At 34.9% G+C, this 24,105-nt stretch carries 12 protein-coding genes; 11 read left to right on the top strand and 1 reads right to left on the bottom strand.

What is annotated here, in order from left to right; translation table 11 throughout:
- The first annotated feature begins 168 nt into the window (after positions 1 to 168).
- Positions 169 to 1,422 carry an NAD(P)/FAD-dependent oxidoreductase gene (locus HM987_RS15545; RefSeq protein WP_179010094.1) on the top strand — a complete coding sequence of 418 codons (1,254 nt, stop codon included), beginning with the start codon at positions 169 to 171 and terminating at the stop codon, positions 1,420 to 1,422.
- 45 nt (positions 1,423 to 1,467) lie between these two features.
- Here the strand turns inward: HM987_RS15545 and HM987_RS15540 are convergent, their stop codons facing one another.
- Entirely contained in the window at positions 1,468 to 2,076 is a 609-nt protein-coding gene (locus tag HM987_RS15540) for a hypothetical protein (protein ID WP_179008949.1), read from the bottom strand.
- Between the two features lie 214 nt (positions 2,077 to 2,290).
- Between HM987_RS15540 and HM987_RS15535 the strand changes: the two genes are divergently transcribed.
- From HM987_RS15535 to HM987_RS15490, 10 genes are all read left to right on the top strand, one after another.
- Positions 2,291 to 5,143 (top strand): triple tyrosine motif-containing protein, encoded by a 2,853-nt coding sequence (locus tag HM987_RS15535; protein ID WP_229724475.1) that lies wholly within the window; start codon positions 2,291 to 2,293, stop codon positions 5,141 to 5,143.
- 336 nt (positions 5,144 to 5,479) lie between these two features.
- Positions 5,480 to 8,548, top strand: coding sequence for a SusC/RagA family TonB-linked outer membrane protein (locus HM987_RS15530; protein ID WP_179008948.1), 3,069 nt, complete (start codon positions 5,480 to 5,482; stop codon positions 8,546 to 8,548).
- A gap of 7 nt (positions 8,549 to 8,555) precedes the next feature.
- A complete protein-coding gene (locus tag HM987_RS15525; protein WP_179008947.1) occupies positions 8,556 to 10,028 on the top strand; it encodes a RagB/SusD family nutrient uptake outer membrane protein in 1,473 nt (490 codons plus the stop codon).
- Between the two features lie 11 nt (positions 10,029 to 10,039).
- Entirely contained in the window at positions 10,040 to 12,004 is a 1,965-nt protein-coding gene (locus HM987_RS19590) for a carbohydrate binding domain-containing protein (protein ID WP_229724473.1), read from the top strand.
- Between the two features lie 57 nt (positions 12,005 to 12,061).
- On the top strand, positions 12,062 to 12,979 hold the full coding sequence (locus tag HM987_RS15515) for a glucan endo-1,3-beta-D-glucosidase (protein WP_179008946.1): 918 nt from the start codon (positions 12,062 to 12,064) through the stop codon (positions 12,977 to 12,979).
- Between the two features lie 237 nt (positions 12,980 to 13,216).
- Positions 13,217 to 16,384: a glycoside hydrolase family 2 TIM barrel-domain containing protein gene (locus tag HM987_RS15510; RefSeq protein WP_179008945.1), complete on the top strand. Its 3,168-nt coding sequence runs from the start codon at positions 13,217 to 13,219 to the stop codon at positions 16,382 to 16,384.
- Between the two features lie 11 nt (positions 16,385 to 16,395).
- A complete protein-coding gene (locus tag HM987_RS15505; protein ID WP_179008944.1) occupies positions 16,396 to 18,360 on the top strand; it encodes a glycosyl hydrolase family 16 in 1,965 nt (654 codons plus the stop codon).
- A gap of 53 nt (positions 18,361 to 18,413) precedes the next feature.
- Positions 18,414 to 19,274: a glycoside hydrolase family 16 protein gene (locus HM987_RS15500; RefSeq protein ID WP_179008943.1), complete on the top strand. Its 861-nt coding sequence runs from the start codon at positions 18,414 to 18,416 to the stop codon at positions 19,272 to 19,274.
- Positions 19,275 to 19,365: 91 nt separating this feature from the next.
- On the top strand, positions 19,366 to 22,806 hold the full coding sequence (locus tag HM987_RS15495; protein WP_229724471.1) for a hypothetical protein: 3,441 nt from the start codon (positions 19,366 to 19,368) through the stop codon (positions 22,804 to 22,806).
- A 12-nt stretch (positions 22,807 to 22,818) separates the two neighbouring features.
- On the top strand, positions 22,819 to 24,102 hold the full coding sequence (locus HM987_RS15490; RefSeq protein ID WP_179008942.1) for a glycosyl hydrolase family 17 protein: 1,284 nt from the start codon (positions 22,819 to 22,821) through the stop codon (positions 24,100 to 24,102).
- Positions 24,103 to 24,105: the final 3 nt, after the last annotated feature.

Raw genomic sequence — 24,105 nt, 5'->3', positions numbered from 1 at the left:
GACTTTTAGTTTTAAACCGAAAAGTTTTGCTTTTGTGCTCTAATGAAGTAGTTTTTTCTAAGCATAGCATGGCTACGGTTATAAAAAAGTGCAAAATGAGAGGGCAAAATGGAAATTTTGTAGGTAAAATAAAAAGGCGAGATGAGTTCATTAAATACCGTTAAGATTATGAGTAAGACAAATGTTGATGTTTTAATTATTGGAGCAGGACCTTCTGGGTGTGTTGCCGCTTCTTATCTAAATAACAATGGTATCGTTGTTAAAGTTGTTGAAAAAAATAAATTTCCAAGATTTGTCATAGGTGAAAGCTTATTACCACGCTGCATGGATCACTTTGAAGAAGTGGGTTTGTTACCATGTTTAAAGGACCAAGGGTATGAACGTAAAGAGGGTGCTCGATTTTTAAGAGGAGATGTCGTCTGTAATTTCGATTTCAGTAAAAAACATACTGAAGGTTGGGATTGGACTTGGCAAGTTCCGCGAGCCGATTTTGATAAAACCCTTACTGATGAACTTTTAAAACGCGGTGTGGATATTGCTTTTGAACAAGAGGTCGTTGATGTGGATTTTCATGACGATGGAAGTTCAATTACGACTATTAAAAATAAGGCTGGTGAGATCAACAAAATTAGCGCAAAATTTATCATCGATTCTAGCGGTTATGGAAGAGTTTTACCAAGACTTTTAGATTTAGACAAGCCGTCAGAATTACTTAACCAATCTTCGATATTCGCACATGTTAAAGATATTAAACGTCCAGAGGGATGGGAAGGCACACGAATTACATTTGATGTTCTGGATACCAGATTATGGTTTTGGGTCATTCCGTTTTCCAATGGCGTAACAAGTATAGGTTTTGTTGGTCCTACGGAATTTATAGAATCCTTCGAAGGAACGTCTTCTGAAAAATTAACAGAAATGTTGAAACTGTCTTCTTATTATAGAGAACGGTTCGAGGGTGTGGACTTTTTGTTTAACCCTGTTGAAATCACTAATTATTCCAAGTCGGTTAAACAACTATACGGAAATGGCTATGTGTTAACCGGGAATAGCGCAGAGTTTTTAGATCCCGTATTCTCTTCTGGTGTTACATTTGCAACAGAATCAGCATTGAAGGCGGCAAAGTTAATTGCTAAATCATTGCAAAATGAAGCCGTTGATTGGGAAGTGGACTATTCAGACTATATTAAAGGTGGTGTGAATGTTTTTTCTACCTATGTAAAAGAATGGTACACCGGGAATTTACAAACCTTGTTTTTCCATCGACCGGAAAACCCTGAAGTAAAAAAGCAGATTTGTGCCGTATTGGCGGGTTATGTTTGGGATGAAACCAATCCCTTTGTGAAAAACCACCACAGACTTGTTAAAACCTTGGCTCATATTATAAACATGGAACAAAACGAAAAAGTGAGTAATTTATAAAACTAAACCACTCACTTTTTATTAAAATAGCTTCTAATCTAAAAATTAGAATGCTTTTTTCATTATTAACTTAGATAAACTCTTACCTGTTTTCGCAAAGCCTTCACCAATACGATCTTCGTTACTAAAAGTGCCGCCATATCTATTGCCAGGTGCATGCTTACTAGTGATTTCTAGTAATACATTATCTCTATTTGCAGTTTCAACAAACTTTAATAATGTGGTTAATTTTGCGGGTTGCCTCATTACGCCAACATTATAACCTGGATATATCCAAACAACTTCTACAATAAGAGTATACTTTGCATCCGTAAGACCTTCTTCGAAAGACATGCCTTTATCTTCAGCTAAATCTCTATTCATGAGCTCTAAAAATTTTGGTGCATAGATTAATTCTCTACTAGCTTCCCATTTTTTCGCCCATGTTTTTCCTTTTCCTTTCGATTTTTCCTCAAGGTCTGCAGTTCTTTCTGCGACATATGCTTCCTCAGTGAGATTATCCTTGTTAATCTTCAAGTTGCTATAATCAAACTCCACATTAATGGCTTGATTACTTTCAATGAAATCAAAATTGCCTTCAGCAACTTTCATTTTTTGAGCGAAAACTATTGTCGAAAACAATAAGATGAACGCTAGTGATAATGTTTTTTTCATAATAAATTTAGAATTATTGATTGGTCAAATATATCAAAAATTATTAAGCAGTGACTTTTTTTTAGAATTGAGGATTTTAGTATTGGGTTTATGCGACTTACAGTTCATTTTTAATACGTTATCAGATCCGTTCATCTGTTAATTTTAACTATACATCGTCTTTCAATATTGATCTTTAGTACAGTAATTATGGGTTATTCAAAAAATTACTACCTTGACAGCATCTTACAACAACAATTATATTTTTATGTTCGCTTTTTATAAAGGTAAAATCAGCTTTTGTTTTTTATTCATTGCACTAATATTTAGTGTAAAATTCAACGCACAGGAAATTCCGCCTATTCGAATATTTACACCACAAGATTATGGTGCTGAAGATCAAAACTGGTCCATAACCCAAGCCGATAATAATTTCATTTATATAGCGAACAATAAAGGATTGCTTGAATATAATGGTGCGTCATGGGAATTATATCATTCGCCAAACGAAGGGATCTTAAGGTCAGTTAAGGTCGTAGGTGATAGGATATACACTGGTGGATATATGGATTTTGGATATTGGACAAAAAACAAGTATAATGAACTCATTTATAAGTCGCTCACTAAAAACCAGAATTTCTCAATTATAGAAGATGAGGATTTTTGGGATATTACAGAAATCGAAGGTTATGTTTTATTTCAATCTTTAGAACGTATTTATATTTATAATATAGCTAATGAAAAGTTTGAGATAATAGATTCTGAATTAAGAATCAATAAAGCAAATGAACTCAATAAATCTATATATTTTCAGAAATTGGGAGAGGGAGTTATGGAAATTATTAATGGAAGTGGGAACTTGATAATTCAATCTGAACTTATTAAGGACATCGAGCTAGTTAATATTTATGAATTTGAAAAAAGCCTGCTCCTTCAAACTATAGGGAATGGGTTTTATAAGTTTGAAAATAATATCTTGACCAAATGGGATATTGAGGCCGACGAATTGTTATCCCGTGTGAGCGTCTATAGTAGCACGAGATTAAAAGATGGTAGTTTTATTTTAGGAACTATTTCTAATGGCTTGATTCAATTAGATAGTAAAGGAAAAGTAATATTAGAAATTGACCAATCCAATGGTCTTAGTAATAACACTGTTTTATCGATTAAAGAAGACAATGATGGTAATGTTTGGTTAGGTTTAGACAATGGTATTAATGTTATGAATTTAACATCACCTTACAGAGTTTACAATGATGAACAAGGTGTTTTAGGTACGGTATATAGTGCGGCCAAGGGTGATGATAATTTATACTTAGGAACTAATCATGGTCTATTTTACAAAGCAATCAATTCTAAGCAGAAATATAAGTTTATAGAAAATACGCAAGGGCAAGTATGGTATTTAAAGTATATTAAAGGAAGTCTATTTTGTGGTCATGATAGAGGTACGTTTGTCATAAATGATACTATTGCCAAACAAATTTCAACGGAATTGGGCACTTGGAATATAAACGAAATTAAAGGGAACGCTAACTTATTGCTGCAGGGCAATTATAAAGGATTAAATATTTTAGAAAAGGAAGATAATCAGTGGAGGGTTAGAAATAAAATTGAAGGTTTTGATATCTCTTCTAGATATCTTGAATTCTTTGATTCGAATAAAATACTGGTTAGTCATGAGCATAAGGGAGTTTATAAAATAGAATTAGACAGTACATTTTATAAAGTAAATAGTGTTGAAAAGCTTAACATAGAAAAGGGAATAAAGTCTAGTATTGTAAAATACAACGGAACTGTTTTTTATGGCTTTAAAAATGGTGTTTTTCGTTTCGATTCTAGCTCAGAATCTTTTAAAAAGGATAGTGTTTTAAGTGCCTTATTTAGTGAAGACAAATATATATCTGGCAAGTTAATAAATGATGAAGTACAGAATAAACTCTGGGGTTTTACAAAAAACGAAATCATTTATGTAGAGCCAGGAAAACTGACCAATGATTTGCAAGGTAATGTGATTGAAATTCCACATAATATACGTAAAACTAAATCGGGTTTTGAAAATGTATTGCATATAGAAAAAGATACTTATTTAATAGGAGATACTGAAGGGTACCTTGTGTTACATATAAATAAGTTAAAGAAAGATGCTAAAAAACTATACTTAAATAGTGCTTCATACACGTCATTACAAAACGAGTTTGTTTCTTTTGATACAAGCCAGCCCATTGAATTAGAAAATAAAAATAACATCATTCGGTTTAGGTATAGTACTCCTAGTTTTGACGAGCTTTCGAGGTCAAAGTATCAGTATCGGTTATTAGGAATTTATGATTATTGGAGCGAGTGGTCAGACAATGGTGAAATCTTATTTGAGAATTTACCTCATGGAGATTACACTTTTGAGGCAAGAGCAATTACAGGAGGTATTTTATCTAACAATGTATTGTCCTATGAGTTTACCATAGAAAAGCCATGGTACCTTAAACCATTGGCAATTATTTCTTATTTTTTTGTCGCCCTACTGTTTATCTATGTGCTCTATTACTTCAATAGAAAACATTACAAAAAGGAGCAACAGAAACTCATTAAAAAGAAAGAAAGACAATTAAAGCTAGAGCAATTAGAAAACCAACGCCAGTTAATACAGTTTAAAAATAAAAATTTACGCCAAGACATTGAAAACAAAAATAGAGAGCTCGGTATGGCCACCATGAACTTGGTAAAGCGAAACGAATTGTTAGGTAATATTAAGAGCGAACTTTCCAAAAGCAAATCATTAAATGAAGTTGGAAAAGTAGTTAAGCTAATTAATTCAAGTATAAACGACACCAACGATTGGGAATTGTTCGAGGAAGCCTTCAATAATGTCGATAAGGATTTCATGAAAAAAATAAAAACACTCCACCCATCCATTACGCCAAATGACTTAAGATTATGTGCTTACTTACGATTGAACCTTTCATCTAAAGAAATTGCCCCATTGTTAAATATATCCCATAAAAGTGTTGAGGTTAAGCGCTATCGTTTGCGTAAAAAGATGGAATTAGACCATGAGCAGAGTTTGTCTAATTATATAATTGAGTTATAACACCTATACAATTTCATTGTAAACCTATACAATACCCATACAGGAGCAGCTTATAATAGTTTTAAGCTATAAATGTTAAATCTTGTTAATTATCTTCAATATTAGAGAATTGCTTAAAATCAAAGGCACTTAATTGCTGTATTGACAAAATATTCGATTATTTTTTAATTTGTATGTTTTTTGTATGGTATTAATTTGTCATATCCTCAACCGTTTTTTATAAGTTGCATTATCTAATCAATTAATTGTAAAGAGTAGTGTGCTAAATGTTTTATTTCCGTCAATGGTTATAAAAAAAGATCATTACACGTTTTTACAAGATAATAAAGCAAGGATATGAAAATAAAATTTTTGGCGCTCACAGCATTTATTTTTTCAATGACAGTTTATGCGCAAAATTTAGATGTTTCTGGAACTGTTACAGAAGCATCCTCGGGGCAGCCTTTGCCTGGTGTAAATGTAATTCTGAAAAATACGTCTAAAGGAACATCAACAGATTTTGATGGAAATTTCACATTAAATGATGTGCCACTAAATTCAGTGGTGGTTGTCTCTTATTTGGGTTTTGTAACCCAGGAAATTAAAATTGAAGACAGCCAGCCTCTGTCTATTTCCTTAGCAGAGGATTCGGAATCTTTAAACGAAGTGGTTGTTATTGGATACGGTACACAAACGAAAAAGGAAATTACTGGTGCTGTGGCAGTAGTTTCTAGTGAAACCGTTGAAACCTTGAAACCCACGAGAATAGAGCAAGCTTTGCAGGGCCAGGTGGCTGGTGTAAATATCGTTTCAAATTCCGGTTCTCCAGGTGCTGCTAGTACAATTAGCATTAGAGGGGTCTCAACCAATGGTGATTCGAGACCTTTGATCTTAGTGGATGGTACGGTTGTAGAAGATTTAAGCGTCATTAATCCAAACGATATTGAGACCATTAATATCTTAAAAGATGCAACTGCTGGTATTTACGGAGTAAGAGCAGCGAATGGTGTTATTCTTATAACGACAAAATCGGGTAGAAAAAATATGCCTCTGACGATTGAATATAATGGATATGGAGGTTTTCAAGAAACAACACGAAAACTACCGATGTTAAATGCAACTGAGTATGGGCTATTACTGAATGAGTCATTTGCAGCCAATGGTGACCCATTACCATATCCCGATGTATCTGGATTAGGTCAAGGTACGGATTGGCAAGATCAAGTTTTTGAGAATCGTGCACCAATTTACAGTAATGCTATTACTTTAAGAGGTGGAGGAGAAAAATCGACTTATGCTGTAGGTAATTCATTCTTAAGCCAAAATGGTATTGTAGGTGGTAATAAATCAAAATTTACAAGATTGACCCAAAGAGGTAGTTATAGTGTGGATTTAATTAAAGATTTAAAGTTAAGTGCTGGTGTAACATGGACACATACCGTTAGAAGAACGCTTCCAGAAACAGGTATAGGTTCGGTATTGTTTAATGCCCTTAATATGGCACCGACCATAGCGCCGAACGGTTCTGCTGAAAATCTTGGTTTTGAGGTAGTAAATCCTACAAAGCAAATCGAAAACACCTATAACAGTGGCTTAGTGGATAAAATAAATGGAAATATTAACCTGTCCTATAAATTTTTAGAGCATTTTACGGCGCAGGCCAGTTACCAATTTAATTATGCTAAAGTAACTAGTAATTCGTTCTCACCATTTGTTGATTACGGGATTGAGGGGGCTAATGATAAAGTATTTGACTTGATACCAAATGCGATTTCAGATAATAATACGGTTTATGAAGGTAGGTCCTTTTTTAGGGACTATACATTTGATGCGTTTGTTAAATACGAGAATAGCTTTAACGACAGTCATAACTTAAATGTATTGTTAGGGACTTCTGTATTTAAAACGACCGGTGATTTCATAAGTTTTACGGGCTTTGGAATTAGGGATAATTATATTGGGAACGCTAACATAGAAGATGCGACACGATTCCAGAATAATAACCCTAATGGTTTTGATCTTAGTTTTGATCAAAGATTGTTGTCCTATTTTGCTAGAGTACAATACGACTATAAAGGAAAGTACTTATTGTCAGCTGTGATAAGACGTGATGGCTCAACAAATTTTGGTCCTAATAATAAATTTGGTTTCTTTCCATCTGGTTCTATAGGTTGGATAGCTTCAGATGAAGCTTTTTTGGAAGACAGTAAGTTTCTTGACTTTTTAAAACTTAGGGTTTCCTATGGTATTTTGGGTAATGATAGAATTGGTGCTTTTGGGTATGTCTCGGTTTTAGATGGCGAAGCTACGTATGTATTTGGTAATACATTGGTATTTGGTTCTGCGGCTGGAAGAATTTCGAATCCTGAAATACAATGGGAACAACAAGAAACTTTTAATATTGGTTTAGACATGCGTTTTTGGGACAATAAGGTCGATGTGACTATGGATTATTTCAATAAGCGGACAAATGATCTTTTGGTTCAACCCGATGCTTCAGGTATTATTGGTGTGGGTGCACCAAGTTCTTCGCCACCAATTATAAATGCTGGTGTTGTTGATAATAAAGGATTCGAATTTTCTATTGGCTATTCAGAGCAATTGAGCGATAATTTTAAATTCAATTTGAAATATAATGTAACTGCTCTAGATAATAACGTTGTTTCCGTTAGTCAAGAAGGCGGATTTGTGCCAGGAGGTGCATTTGGGATTGGTCAAGAAGCACCATCTCGTATGGAAGCTGGTCAGCCTATTGGTTATTTTAGAGGTTTTAAAACAAATGGTGTTTTTCAGAATCAAGCGCAAATAGACAACTCTCCAATACTAAACAATAATACGCAACCAGGTGATTTAATTTTTGTAGATATTAATGAGGATGGCGTTATTGATGATTTGGATAAGACCTATATCGGTGATCCAATAGCAGATATTACTATGGGATTAAATCTGTCCTTCGATTTTTATAACTTCGATTTCGGAGCTTATGCCTTTGCATCAATCGGTAACGACATAGTAAGAAATTACGAAAGAAACCTACCTTTAACAAATAGAAGCACTCAATATTTAAACCGTTGGACGGGTGAGGGAACAAGTAATACGTTTCCAAGAGTTACAACAGGAGCAACAAATAATACTTTGTTTTCAGATTTTTATGTAGAAGATGGCTCTTATTTAAGATTGCAAAATGTTCAATTAGGATATTCAGTATCGCCTGAAGCATCAGAAAAATGGGGTGTCAATAAGCTGAGATTTTATGTCTCGGTAACTAACTTGTTTACCTTAACGGAATATACAGGTTATGACCCAACCACTTCTGTTGGTTTTAACTCAGATACAGGGAGCAGTAATGCCATAGGTAGTGGAATCGATTATGGATTCTACCCTAATCCAAGAACATATTTAGTAGGAATGAACTTAAAATTTTAATAAAACCATGAAAAATTTAAAAATAATACACGTTTTTATAGCATTGTTTGTCATGGCTTCATGTAGTGATGACTTCGTAGATATAGACTCAAACAACGAAAATTCTGAAGATTATTTCAATTCGGAAGAAGATTACCAAGATGCCCTAATTGGAGCATACGATTTATTACAGGCAACCTACCTGAACGTTTTACTTGGTGAAATAGCATCAGATAATACATTGGCTGGTGGAGAAAACGCAAATGATGTGCCTGGTTTTCAGCAAATCGATGATATGATTCACACGCCTATTAACGCTCAGCTGAGGTCTATTTGGCAATGGATGTATGCGGGTGTTTATAGAGCTAATTACATCATGGAATTTCAAGATAAAACGGACTTCCCAGGAAAAGCAGGAGTTTTGGCGCAAACCAGATTCTTAAGAGCCTATTATTACTTTGAATTGGTAAAATGGTTTGGTGATGTCCCGTTTGCGGTAGATACACGTATCCAGTTTGGAGATCAATTTTCAATTCCTATAACACCAAAGGCTGAGATCTATGCACAAATAGAGTTAGACTTAATTTATGCGGCTGATAATTTACCTTATGTACAATCTCAGGAAGGTAGAATTACCAAAGGAGCTGCACAAGCTTTATTAGGTAAAGCCTATCTTTTCCAGGATAAATTTGCTGAAGCTGCAGCAGTTTTAGAGGATGTTATAGATAATGGACCTTATGATCTTATATCAGATTATAGTACCATGTTTGAAAATGATAACGAAAATAACATGGAATCAGTGTTCGAAGTTCAATATACAGATCTTGAAGCTGCAGGAGGTGCAAGCTTTGACTGTCTGCAATGTAGTGAAGGAAATGTGGCAGTAGGGTTTAATGGTATTAGAGGCTATAATGGCCCATTATTTGAATCTGGCTTTAGTTTCAATGTTCCCACGCAGGAAGTTGTAGATGAGTTTGAAGAAGGTGATATGAGGCTAGAAACCGCAATTTTAGATATAGATGCTTGGGCTGCAGCTACTGGTGCTACTTTCACCACAGGTTATGAGCATACAGGTTATTATAATAGAAAGTATATCTCAAGACAAGGAGATAACAACCTAGGAGATGCGAATTTAACCAATCCTAATAATTACCGAGCTATAAGATTTGCTGATGTGTTATTAATGGCAGCTGAAGCGCTTAACAGAGGAGGCATTAGTGATGATAGGGCTCAGATGTACCTAAATCGTGTGCGAGAACGCGCTTTCGGAAACGCTGATAACAACGTTTCAGCCACAGGAAGTGCATTAACGGAAGCAATTTACCATGAGCGTAGAGTTGAGCTAGTAGGCGAAGGCCATCGTTTCTTCGATTTAGTAAGAACAGGTAGAGCTGCAGCAGAAATTGACGGATTCCAAGAAGGTAAACACGAAGTGTTCCCAATTCCATTAATAGAAATTCAGTTAGCTGGTAATCAGTGGGAACAAAATCCAAATTATTAAAAAAAAGTAGAATGAAAAATATAAAATTAATTTTAGCAAGTTTTTTCCTCATAGCCTTCTTAGGCTGTGAAGAAGACGAACGTGGTACGCAATTCGTTGATAATGCTGATGCACCTAGCGAAATTGTATTAGATTTCAGAACAACCCAAGACAATTCTGGTCTTGTAACAATTACACCTACGGCCATTGGCGCTACCAAATTTGACATCGCTTTTGGCGATGCCGCTAATACATCTGTAGAATTATTACCAGGTGAAAGTGTGGATAATGTTTTTGAAGAAGGTACTTACACTGTTGTTGCTTTAGCTACTGCTGTTAATGGCAAAACAACACAGATAGAACAAGAACTTGTAGTGTCTTTTCAGGCGCCACAAAATCTTATGGTAACTATAGAAAATGATCCTGCTATCTCTAAACGAGTAAACGTTACGGCAACCGCAGAATTCGCTATGAGTTATGAAGTTGATTTTGGGGAATCAGGCAGTGAGCCAATGGTTGCTAATATTGGAGATACCGTTTCTTATAATTATCTAGAAGCTGGAACATATACAATTACTGTGGAAGCAATGGGCTCAGCCATAGAAACTACAACCTATACCCAAGTAGATTTTGAAGTGACTGAAATTCTTGCACCAATAGTGTCCGCAAGTACACCACCATCACGTAATGAAGAGGATGTTATTTCTATTTTTAGTGATGCTTATACTGATATTCCGAATACAGATTTTTTTCCCAATTGGGGACAATCTACTTTATATACACCATTTGATTTAAATGGGGATGCTATGATACAATATAGCAATCTCAATTACCAAGGTATAGATATAGGGGCAGCAGTTGATGCTACTGGTATGGAAATGCTTCATATAGATATTTGGACACCAGACGCTACGACTATAGATATTTATCCCTTACCAAATGGTGTACTCCCTGCAGATGAAAAATTCGTTACAAAAACTTTAGTGCCTAACGAATGGAACAGTTTTGATATTCCAATGGAGGATTTTACAAATCAAGGCTTACCAGTAAATGACTTATTACAATTTAAATTCGTAGGTACTGGTACTGTTTTTATTGATAATCTGTATTTTTATAAAGAATCTACGGCTCCATTCGATGATGGTTTATTAACTAACGGAAATTTTGAAAATGGAAGTGATTCATGGATTGTTGGCGTAGATGATAATAGCCCAGCTCCAGTAACAACAGACGCAGGAAATACATATTATTCTGTAGATGTCACTGCTGCAGGTAATCCTTATGATGTAAATCTTAGTCAAAAACTGGAAATTATTCAAGATGAGACTTATACTTTGACTTTTGATGCTTGGTCTAATGTCAATAGATCAATATTAGCAGGAATTGGTTTAAGTGGAGGTGATTTTTCAAATACTAATGAAACCGTAAACATAACACCTACCATAAACACCTATACACTTACACTATCTGCAACAGGTTTTGGGGCGTTAGATGCAAGAGTTCTTTTTGATGTAGGTGCAGAAATAGGCATAGTTAATATTGATAATGTTTCGTTAACACTTGTTGTAGATAATTTGTTAGTTAATGGGGATTTCGAAAATGGAAGTGATTCATGGATTGTAGGCGTAGATGATAACAATCCGGCTCCAGTAACAACAGATGCAGGAAACACATATTATTCTGTAGATGTAACTACGGCGGGTAACTCTTTTGATGTAAATCTTAGTCAAAAACTGGAAATTGTTCAAGATGAGACTTATACTTTAACTTTTGATGCTTGGTCTGATGTTAATAGATCAATATTGGCAGGAATTGGTTTAAGTGGAGGTGATTTTTCAAATACTAATGAAACCGTAAATATAACACCTACAATAAATACATATACACTTACACTATCTGCAACAGGTTTTGGGGCGTTGGATGCACGAGTTCTTTTTGATCTAGGTGCTGAAATAGGTGTGGTAAATATAGATAACGTAGTGTTATCAATTAATTAAGTTTAGAACAATTTATGTTTTAAAATTAACAGTAAAACAATGGTTAAAAAAAATATCATGAAAAATTTAAAATATATCGTACTGAGTTTATTCTCAATGATAGTAATCACGGGATGTCAAGATGATGATATTGAGTTTGGTGACATTACTGCACCAACAAATATTCAAATTGATGTTGATATTCAAGGAGCAGATGCAGATAATCCCAATGGTGACGGTAGCGGACTAGTTAATTTTAGTGCTACTGCGGATAATGTAATTTCATTTCAATACAGTTATAATGGTAGTGTAAGTTCAGCACCTGCTGGTGCTAAAACCTATAATTTTTCAATATTGGGTTTAAACACCTATTCAGTAACTGTAATTGCATTCGGTACCGGTGGTGCTTCAACCAGTAAGACCATTGAAATAGAGGTGCTTTCAACTTATGAGCCGCCAGCCGATTTAATAACCATGTTGACGGCAAATAGTTCTAGAACATGGCGAATTAAAAGTGAGGCTCCTGGGCACTTTGGTCTAGGTGCCATTGGAGGTGACTTAAATGGCTTTTTTAGTGCTCCGCCTGAAGATAAAGCTGGTGTGGGAATGTACGATGATCGCTATATTTTTAATATTGATGGTACTTTCACTCATATCACAGATAGTACAAATGATGATCCAGATTTAAATACTGATGGCACCGTTTTTGGTCGTGAGAACTTAATAGATGAATTAAATGGTCCGGCACCTCAAGATGCTACGGTAAATGGAGCAGATCTTGAAAATTATCCTTACTCAGATTATTCTGAACAATGGTTTCTTACAGGGCCTGGTGGTGTAGAAACTTTAAACCTTACAGGGATCGGATTTTTAGGGTACTATGTTGGTGGTGATCATACTTACATTATAGAAAGTCGTTCTGCAAACGAAATGACTATAAGAACAACAGATGGCAATGGTGAATTTGATTGGGGATTTATTCTAGTAGCTGAATAAGATTTGTTGCTATTAGAGATCTTGGAATTAGTTATAAATTTTAGATTAATTCCTCTGGTTCACTAAATGTAGTGTAAGTATCTTATGGTATGCTATTCTTTTAGATAAAAATGTTCAATTGTATAACTTTTGTATAGGTGTTTTTGTGAATATCCTGTTTTTTTAATTTTAAATTTATCGAATTCTAAATTGCTTCGTTAATTCGGAGCTGCTAAACTTTTAAAAATTATTAATATTATGAGAAACAACTTTCTGAGGTTAATATTCATGTTGGCAGTTATTCCAGCATTTTGTCAAGCTGATAAAGTGTCAGTAGTAAACAATGGTGACGGGATGAAGCTGGTAGTTAATGGTGAAGACCTTATGATAAATGGTATGAATTGGGACTACGTGCCAATTGGTACTAATTATGCATATAGCCTATGGGATCAATCAGATGATATCATTAAAGCAGCGCTTGATGCTGAGATGGGGCTTTTAAAAAACATGGGAGTTAACGTTATTAGGGTTTATACAGGGATTCAACCTAAATGGATTCAATACATCCACGAAAACTATGGCATTTATACGATGCTTAATCATTCTTTTGGTAGATATGGATTAACTATTAATGGAGCTTGGATGCCAAGAACTAATTATAATGATCCTCAATCTAAGGAAATGTTAATGACTGAAGTCACAGAGATGGCTAAGGCATATAAGGATACGCCAGGTCTTTTATTGTACTTACTCGGAAACGAAAATAATTATGGTCTGGTTTGGGAAGGTGCGGAAACAGAAGATATTCCAATAGAAGAAGATGATTATTCCGTAGCTGCAAGATATTTATATAGAGCTATGAATGATGCTACGCTAGCAATGAAAGGGATTGATACCTCGCATCCAATAGCGATATGTAATGGTGATTTGGGTTTTTTGGATATTGTAGCAGAAGAATGTAAAGATATAGACATCTATGGCACAAATATGTATAGAGGAGTTTCATTTGGAGATGCCTTTACTCGTGTTAAAAACGAACTTAACAAACCAATAATGTTTACTGAATTTGGGGCCGATGCCTTTAATGCGTTAACCAATCAAGAAGATCAAAAAGCGCAAGCGTATTATATGGTTGGCAATTGGAAGGAAATATATCAAAATGCCGCTGGTTTAGGAAAAGCAGGAAACTCAATTGGAGGATTTACATTTCAGTTTAGTGATGGTTGGTGGAAATTTGGGCAGACAAAGAATTTAGATGTTCACGATAATAACGCATCTTGGTCTAATGGAGGTTATGCTCATGACGTAGAAAATGGATCGGATAATATGAATGAAGAATGGTTTGGTATTTGCGCCAAAGGGCCTAATAATGAAAGAGGGTTATACACGCTATATCCAAGAGCTGCTTATTATTGCTTGAAGGAGGCACATAACTTAAATCCTTATGATGAAGGAATGACAGCTGATTTTGTTACCAACTATTTTTCCAATATTAATTTAATGGATGGTGTTTTAAGAGCTAGAGGCGATAAGGCAGCGCTTGGCGGAAGTGATGCTCAAAAAATAAGAATCAGCCAACTAACAGCAAAATTTACCACGTTTAATACTGGAGGTAGTTTAATTACAACACCCGAGAATCCTGATCCGCAGGGTGGTACATTCCCAAATCAATTAGGTTTTGATCATATGCAGTCTTATTTTGTTGGAGTAGAAGGGAATCCTGCACCAAATATGAGAGCAAACGTCAACTTCAACGTTATTGGTAAAGTGGCAGAAAACCCTATAGATGAAATCTTTTACGAAAATAGAGCAAGACCAGTGACGTCTTTAGACGCAAATAATCAACAAGTTATTGTTAACGATATAAATCGAGTTAATGTTTATAATGCTGAATTTGAGTGGAATGCCAAAGATTTCGATTTAAGAGGATTTTACAGAACAGGACATTATCATTGGGGTTATGAAGGTGATTTTTTCAATGTATATCCAGAAGCAAATTATGGGCCTAATTTAGATATCTATGGTGGTGAAATTTTAGGTATTGAAGTCGATGCTAAAGGGGATTTAGAAGGATTAAAAGCGGCATTCGGACCTCAATTGTGGTGGGGAGCAAACCCAACAGCATTATTAAAATACAGTCGTACCTTTGGAAAATTCGATGTGACTGGTATTTATCATAGAGATCTTCAAACAGAAATCCAAATTGATGAAAACGGACGTCGTATATTAGATGTTAACCAAGTTCGTAGTGGTGTGATACCTGCCTTTCCAACAGAAAGAGCAACAATTGCTGTAGAAAGAGATTTTGGTAAATTTGGAATTACATTAGGTGCAATTTGGGGCGGAAGTCCACTTAATGGAAGTTCTTTTCAAGATGTAACTGGTGGTCCAGGAAATTATAGTGTTTTTGAAGACAAGGTTAGAGGTGAAGATAATTGGGGAGGAAAAGCTAAAATCACTTATGCAGGCGGACGATTCAATTGGTATGCACAAGGTGGTGTACTTGGATTAGTTGCAGGCGGAGGTGCAGATCAAACACAAACCTTTACAGGTTGGAGATTAAAAGATAATGGAAGTGGAAACCAATCAAATTTCTTAACTGGTTTTACCTATACCGTTGGGGATTTTCAAATTGCTCCAAACTTTTTATGGCAAAAGCCATTGGTAGATGCTATGCCAAATGATGTTGAAGCACCGGGCAGATTAAGAAATGTTATTGACGATCCATTCGCAGTTAGAGCTAATAGAGAGACAACGGCTGGTGAAATGCTTATTACTTTTGATCCAACACCTGGAACATGGATGTACGATTGGGATAACGACCGTTCTGAGGATGCTGAATTCGCAATGAATCTAGGTTTTGTTTACCGTCACCTGCCAACAACACAAGATGCACACATTGGTTTCTTAGCTAATCGTCAATTTTTTGCATTTCCTGATTCAGCACCAGCTGAAGACTTATGGGAGGTTCATACAAGAATGGTGTCTAAGTTAACGCCAGATATAGGTATTATTGGAAATTTCTATTATGGAAATGGACAAGCCAATGGTGATTCACCAAGACTAATAAAACGCTTTGGTGGTGATATTAGAATGATTTATAATAAATGGAAATTTCAATACACACAAAAAATCAATGATTGGGGACCTTTTGATTATCATAGAGATTTTAACTTAACGTTTCCAGTACAGCTAATGTTAGATGTGTCTACATCTTTAGGAAAGCCCGATTGGTTTATATTACCAAGTACAGTTGTAGGAGTTAGAGGAACATGGCGTTCTTTAGATCAGAATTCAGCGAGATACGCGCCTAATTTTGTGCCACCAAATACGTTCCCTGCAATTCCACCGCTTAGCGCAACTGGATTTCCTGATGGATCGGAGTGGGAAATTAGAACGTATATACACATTAATATTGGAAAATAAAAAAAATGAAAATGAAAAATAATAGATTAATTAATTTAAGAAAAGCATTTGTGTTTGGGTTGATTTTAACCTTGACATTAGGTTGTGAAAGAGATCTAACAGACGAGGCTGTACCAGCTGAATTCTCTAATGTTGGTGATGTTTTTACAGACAATTTTGTTGGTATGGGTACAGATTTTTACTTTCCATTTGCAGACTCTAAACCTGATGCATTTTCAGTAGACAATAATGAGGGTTACGAAAGTTCGTCATCTTATAGAATTGATGTTCCAAATGCAAGTGATATTACAGGTAATTATGCCGGTGCTATATTACGAGTTGATGGTCCTGGTAGAGACTTAACTAACTTTGATGCCTTAACATTTTGGGCAAAAGCTTCAAGTGGCGTAACTATTGATCAAGTCGGTTTTGGTGTTGATTTTATAGAAGATAAGTATCAAGCTACTGTAAATGCCTTAAACATTGGCACTAATTGGGCTAAGTATACAATTCCTATTCCTGACCCCTCTAAATTAACCAATGAACGAGGTCTTTTATGGTATGCTGCCGGTACTTTGGCAACAGGAGGTTCAGGGTATATACTTTGGTTAGATGACATTAAATTTGAAAAACTAGGAACTGTAGCACAACCAAGACCCGCAATTCAAAATGGTGAAGATATTGTTACAGATACATTTACAGGAGTTACACTTCCAGTAACAGGATTAACACAAACATTTAATTTAGCTTCTGGTATTGACAGAACTGTTGAGTGTGCACCAGGTTATTTTGTATTTAGATCATCAGACCTCAGTGTTGCACAAGTTGATGATGTTGGTAATGTTTCAATAATAGGTCCAGGGACAAGTGTTATTACAGCTAACTTAGGTGGTACACTCAATAGCACCACTAATGAAATAGAAGGTGGTATTGACGCAGATGGTTCATTGATTATTAATTCATTAGGTGAATTTTCGTTTGCTCCAGTTCAAACAAGGGATGCAAATGATGTATTGTCTGTTTTTAGTGACTATTATACGAATGTACCTGTAGATTATTATAATGGGTTTTGGACTCCAGGTTCAACGACCGGATCTGCTGATTTTGTAGTGAATGGAGACAATATTTTAAATTATACGAATTTCAACTATGTTGGTACAGCAATGGGAAATCCAACATTAGATGCAAGTGAAATGACACATTTTCACATGAACCTCTATATTCCTGGCACTGTTCCTTCAAATTTTGATTTTTTAATTTCAATTGAAGATTGGGGGCCAAACCAAGTAGATAACGGTGGAGACGATACAAGACAACAAATTTTTGTCAATGCCTCTCAAGTCAGTGCGAATTCATGGGTTACTGTAGATGTTCCTTTAACATTAGCGAATAAAAGTAACATTGGATTAATTATTTATGAAAATATAAATGGATCTTCATTAAGTAACTTTTACGTAGACAATGTTTATTTCTATAAAGAGCCAACTGTAGTTGTTGGCCCAACAGATGCTCCTGAAGCGCCAACTGAAGATGAAGTGGCAAATAATGTCATTTCAGTATTTAGTGATGCTTACACAGATGTTGTTAATGATGGTCTTAATAATTTTGACAGCGGCTCAGTACTAGCTGTGCAAAACATAGCATCTAATGATGTTTTAAGATATAGCAACCTCAATTTTACAGGCTTAGAATTTCTTGGGCCAAATATTATTGATGCCTCAGCTACAACAACATTACATTTAGACCTTTGGTCTCCAGATGCAAATGAATTTAAAATTAAGTTAGTAGACTTTGGTGCAGATGGTGCATTTGGTGGCGGTGATGATACCGAACACGAAATTAATTTGGGGGCAACGGCAACAAATCAATGGGTGGCTTATGATATTGCTTTATCTGATTTCCTAGGTCTAGCCAGCACTCAAAATTTAGCACAGATTATCTTAGTTAATGCACCTGAAGGAACACTCTTTATAGATAACCTATACTTTTATAATTAAATCATTAATCAGAAGAGTATAAAAAAACTATGAATCAGATAAATAAAAATAAAATGGAATCAAAAACAAAAGAAGATAACGTATCTATAGCAATGAAGTTTAAATTATCCTTATCAATATGTTGCCTTTTAGTAATGTCACTTTTAGTGATGTATGGATGCTCAACAGATGAAACACAGACGGTCACAAATTTCAATAATTTAACTATGTCTGATGAGTTTAAGGTCAATGGAGCACCAGATCCTACAATTTGGGATTATAATATAGGCAATGGTGATAATGGTTGGGGAAATAATGAACTTCAATATTACACCGATCGCACTGAAAATGTAGAAGTAAGAGATGATATGTTAGTTATAACGGCACGTCGCGAATCTTTTGAAGGATCAAACTTTACGTCTGCTAGACTTTTGACCAAAGGTAAATTTCAACAACAATACGGACGTTTTGAGGCAAGAATCCAATTGCCTTGGGGACAAGGGCTTTGGCCAGCGTTTTGGTTGTTAGGTGACGATGATAATGGAACTGTTTCTTGGCCTCAGAGAGGTGAAATCGATATAATGGAAAATCGCGGACAAGAACCGACATTAATAAACGGAACATTGCACGGACCAGGTTATTCGGCTGGTGAGTCAATTACCAAAGCATTTGAGCTTGATGGTGATCGTTTCGATACAGGTTTCCATGTTTTTGGTATCGAATGGACTGCCGACTATATCAACTTTTACGTCGATGATAAGCTTTACAATACACTTACACCTGCCGATGTTCCAGGCGAATGGGTTTTTAATGATGAATTCTTTATCATAATGAACGTCGCTGTTGGTGGCAACTATGTGGGCTCACCAACAAATCAAACCGTATTTCCTCAAGAAATGCTAGTAGATTATGTAAGAGTATATTCAGCAGATTAATTGAGATTAAAATCATAAAAAAAACCGAGAGTTTATCTCGGTTTTTTTATCACAACGAAGTGAATTATAAATAAACAACCAATATTATACTTTGAAAAGCACAAGACTAGATCGAGACGTTAAATTAGAACAGATAACTATAGATAAAGAGACCTATTTTAAAATTAGAAATAGTAATGAAATGCGTCCGTTTTTTATGAGTATCGTAAGTGATTCTAATCATTGGATGTTTATATCCAGTAATGGAGGATTAACTGCAGGACGTAAAAATTCAGAATTTGCTCTATTTCCATACTATACAGATGATAAAATTACAGAGTCTGCTGATATAACAGGTAATAAATCAATCTTTCAAATCCAAAAGAATGAAAAAGAGTTCATTTGGGAGCCATTAGCTATAAGACCAATTGGCGGTTATAAAATAACTCAAAATTTGTACAAAAACAGGTTTGGTAATAAGATTATATTCGAAGAAATCAATCACGATTTAGAATTGACATTTAGGTACCAATGGAGTTCTAGTAACAAATATGGTTTTGTAAAAACCTCCACTTTAATTAACACGTCTAAAGAATCCGTGAGTATAACATTTTTGGATGGTATTCAAAATATTGTGCCTGCTGGTATTGGTAGCTATATACAAAATCAATCTAGTAATTTGGTAGATGCCTATAAGCGTAATGAATTAGATAAATCTTCAGGGCTCGGAATCTACGCACTTAGCGCAATACTTGTGGATAAAGCTGAAGCTAGTGAAGCTTTAAAAGCAAATGTTGTTTGGTCTTTAGGTATAGAAAACCCAAAGCATTTAGTGTCTTCGTTGCAATTAAATAACTTTAGAGCAGGTAAATCTGTTACTGAAGAAGTTGATGTCAAAGCAGAAAAAGGCGCTTATTTTATTTCTGCACAAATTGAATTAGCTCCAGACGCTTCTAAAGAATGGATGTTTGTTACAAATGTGAATCAAAACCATTCTGACATCGCTTTATTAACAAAGCAAATAAGAGAGGATGAATCCTTAGCAAAAAAAGTTATTGAAAATGTAAATAAGGGCACCGAAAACCTCATAGAGTTAAATGCTGCATCAGATGCTATTCAAGTTACTGGTGATAGCTTAAGGGATACACGTCATTTCGCTAATACCTTGTTTAATATAATGCGTGGTGGAATTTTTGACGATAACTATAAAATTGAAAAATGGGATTTCACTAATTATCTCGAAAATGCAAATAAGAAAGTAGCAAGAACTTCAGAACCGATTTTAGCGAAACTTCCAGAGGTATTTTCTTTATCGGACATCAAAAAAATAGCATACAACAGTGACGATAAAAACTTTAGACGTCTTTGTTTAGAGTATATGCCATTAAAATTTAGTCGTCGTCATGGTGATCCAAGTCGTCCTTGGAACAAATTCTCAATTAATACAAGAAGCGAAATAGACGGCTCTAAAATTTTAGACTATGAAGGCAATTGGAGAGATATCTTTCAAAACTGGGAAGCCCTAGCACATTCTTATCCAGAGTTTATTGAGAGTATGATTCATAAATTCTTAAACGCTACTACTTTTGATGGTTATAACCCGTACAGAGTTACAAAAGATGGTTTTGATTGGGAAACTATTGAACCAGACGATCCGTGGTCTTATATCGGATATTGGGGCGATCATCAAATTATTTACTTGCTTAAGTTTTTAGAGTTTATCCAAAATCATCAACCTGGTAAATTAGAGAGTTTCTTTGAAAAAGACTTATTTGTCTATGCCAATGTGCCTTATAAAATAAAACCATACGGAGACTTACTAAAAAACCCTAAAGACACTATTGTTTTTGATGATGCTTTAGACCACAAAATTAATCAAGAGCGCGAACAGTTAGGAGCAGATGGAGCGCTACTTAGAGATGAAAATAGATTCATCATTAAGGCAAATTTTATTGAAAAAATATTAGCAACGTCATTAGCAAAACTATCCAACTTTATTCCTGAAGGTGGAATTTGGATGAATACACAACGTCCAGAATGGAATGATGCCAACAATGCCTTAGTTGGTAATGGCGTGTCCATGGTAACACTATACTACCTACGACGATTTTTTAATTTCTTTGAAGAGTTGCTAGAATCAACAACTATTAATGAGGTAGACATTTCAAATGAAATGTTTGAATTTTTCAATAGCGTACTAGAAACCTTTCAAAACAACAAAAACTTATTATCAGGATCAATTAATGACTCTGATAAAAAAATAATATTAGATAGCTTAGGAAAAGCCGGTAGTACTTATCGAACCCACATTTATAACCATGCGTTTTCAGGACGAAAGTCAACACTTTCAATGACTAAGTTGAAAGATTTTATAAGTATTAGTAAAGCCTTTTTGGAACATTCTATTAGAGCAAACAAACGCTCAGATAATTTATATCATGCCTACAATTTAGTCACTGTAAATGAGAGTTCAGTTTCCATTTCTTATTTAAGTGAAATGCTTGAAGGACAAGTTGCCGTCTTAAGTTCTGGATATTTAAATGCTAAAGAAACACTACAGGTTTTAAATGCCTTAAAGCAAAGCAAACTTTTTAGGGAAGATCAATATAGTTATATATTGTATCCGAATAAAGAATTAAAAGGATTCTTAGATAGAAACACAATTGCCGAAGATGCCGTGCATTCATCACAGTTAATGCAACAGTTAGTAAAAGATGGAAATGCTCAAATCCTCGAAAAGGATGTGAATGGTGAGTACCATTTTAATGGAAACTTCAAAAACGCAAGTGATGTTAAAGTGGCTTTAGATAAGCTTTCTAAAACAAAATATAAGTCGCTCGTAGAATCAGATTCGCAAAAAGTACTGCAAGCTTTTGAAGGCGTCTTTAATCACAAAGCGTTTACGGGTAGATCGGGTACTTTTTATGGCTATGAAGGACTGGGTTCTATTTATTGGCACATGGTTTCTAAGTTATTATTGGCAGTTCAAGAGTGTTGTTTAAAAGCAGTTAATGATGGCGAAGATGACGTTTTGGTTGGTCAATTATTAGAACATTTTTACGAAATAAACGAAGGTATAGGCGTCCACAAGTCGCCAGAATTATATGGAGCATTCCCAACAGATCCATATTCTCATACACCAGGAGGCAAAGGTGCGCAACAACCGGGAATGACAGGACAAGTAAAGGAAGATATTTTAAGTCGTTTTGGCGAATTAGGAGTGTTTGTTTCTGAAGGAAAGCTCACTTTCAATCCATGTCTTTTAAGAAAGGAAGAGTTTTTTAATAAACCTGTAAGTTTCAACTATATCAATGTTTTCAAAGAAAGAAAGACCATTCAAATGGCAAAAGCATCATTAGGATTTACATATTGCCAAGTGCCAATTGTATATCACATTTCAGAACGCGATAGTTTAGAGATTTCTTTTAAAGATGGTAGCACTAAAACAGTTGATGGTTTAGTAATTGATGAGACAACAAGTCATCAAATTTTTATGAGAACAGGTGAAGTGACTAAAATTACGGCGAACATTAATTCAAACTATTTAAAATAAAAACGTAAGACAATGAAATTAAAATCGATCATATTTTCTGTGTTTGTAGCCGTATTTATGATGTCTTGCAATGAAAATAAAAAAGACAAAATGTCTGAAAATCAAACAAAAAAAGAAGTGACAGCTAAAGATATATTAGGAAACCCAGAGTATTTGGCGATTTCTTATGGAGGTTATCGCGAAAAACAAAGGGAAGTTCAACCTACAATTCCAGAGTTAAAAGAGGATATGAAAATCCTTAGTGCTATGGGAATAAAGGTTTTGAGAACTTATAATGTCCACTTTGCACAGGCGGAAAATTTGCTGAAAGCCATCACAGAACTAAAAAATGAAGATGCAGAGTTCCAAATGTATGTGATGTTAGGTATTTGGATTGATTGTGAAAATGCCTTCGATTTTTCCAAGGGCGAACCAAATCATAATGCTGAAAGTGAAAGAAATGCTGTTGAGGTAAATACTGCAGTTGAATTAGCAAATCAATTTCCTGATATTGTAAAAATTCTTGCCGTAGGAAATGAAGCCATGGTCAAGTGGGCAACCAGTTATTATGTAGAACCATGGATTATTTTAAAATGGGTGAACCATCTTCAAGATTTGAAGACATCTGGAGAATTATCTAAAGATTTATGGATTACAAGCTCAGACGATTTTTCGTCTTGGGGAGGAGGAGATCCAATGTATCACACTGAAGATTTACAAAAAATAGCTAATGCTGTTGATTATATTTCCATGCATACCTATCCCTATCATCAATCGCATTATAATTCAGATTTTTGGAAAGTACCAGAAAACGAAGAGCATTTATCCAAAAAAGAAAAGGTCGATGCAGCCATGTTAAGAGCTTTAGATTTTGCTCAAAGGCAATACGATAGTGTTTCAAACTATATGAAAAGTATTGGTGTCAATAAACCCATTCATATAGGTGAAACTGGTTGGGCTTCAGTATCCAATGGTCATTACGGCAAAAATGGTTCTAGAGCCACAGACGAATATAAGCAAGGGCTATATCACCAACACATGCGTGAGTGGACCAACAAAGCAAATATTTCATGTTTCTATTTTGAAGCTTTTGATGAACAATGGAAAGATGCACAGAATCCTTTAGGTTCTGAGAATCATTTTGGTTTAATTAACCTTAAAAGCGAAGCTAAATATCCAATTTGGAATTTAGTGGACGAGGGTGTTTTTGATGGATTGAACAGAGATGGAAAACCGATCACTAAAACATACAATGGTAATTTGGAAGCATTAATGAAAGACGTTTTAGTGCCAAACACTAATTACCCTAAAGATTAGCAA

Source organism: Winogradskyella forsetii (assembly GCF_013394595.1).
GTDB lineage: Bacteria > Bacteroidota > Bacteroidia > Flavobacteriales > Flavobacteriaceae > Winogradskyella > Winogradskyella forsetii.
The sequence above is the reverse complement of the archived record's forward strand: the minus strand, read 5'-3'. Positions and strand labels throughout refer to the sequence as shown.

What these genes read in the sequence shown, in the direction of transcription:
- HM987_RS15545 (WP_179010094.1), top strand. Translation starts at nt 169, where the DNA reads ATGAGTAAGACAAATGTTGATGTTTTAATTATTGGAGCAGGACCTTCT.
- HM987_RS15540 (WP_179008949.1), bottom strand. Translation starts at nt 2,076, where the DNA reads ATGAAAAAAACATTATCACTAGCGTTCATCTTATTGTTTTCGACAATA.
- HM987_RS15530 (WP_179008948.1), top strand. Translation starts at nt 5,480, where the DNA reads ATGAAAATAAAATTTTTGGCGCTCACAGCATTTATTTTTTCAATGACA.
- HM987_RS15525 (WP_179008947.1), top strand. Translation starts at nt 8,556, where the DNA reads ATGAAAAATTTAAAAATAATACACGTTTTTATAGCATTGTTTGTCATG.
- HM987_RS19590 (WP_229724473.1), top strand. Translation starts at nt 10,040, where the DNA reads ATGAAAAATATAAAATTAATTTTAGCAAGTTTTTTCCTCATAGCCTTC.
- HM987_RS15515 (WP_179008946.1), top strand. Translation starts at nt 12,062, where the DNA reads ATGAAAAATTTAAAATATATCGTACTGAGTTTATTCTCAATGATAGTA.
- HM987_RS15510 (WP_179008945.1), top strand. Translation starts at nt 13,217, where the DNA reads ATGAGAAACAACTTTCTGAGGTTAATATTCATGTTGGCAGTTATTCCA.
- HM987_RS15505 (WP_179008944.1), top strand. Translation starts at nt 16,396, where the DNA reads ATGAAAAATAATAGATTAATTAATTTAAGAAAAGCATTTGTGTTTGGG.
- HM987_RS15500 (WP_179008943.1), top strand. Translation starts at nt 18,414, where the DNA reads ATGGAATCAAAAACAAAAGAAGATAACGTATCTATAGCAATGAAGTTT.
- HM987_RS15490 (WP_179008942.1), top strand. Translation starts at nt 22,819, where the DNA reads ATGAAATTAAAATCGATCATATTTTCTGTGTTTGTAGCCGTATTTATG.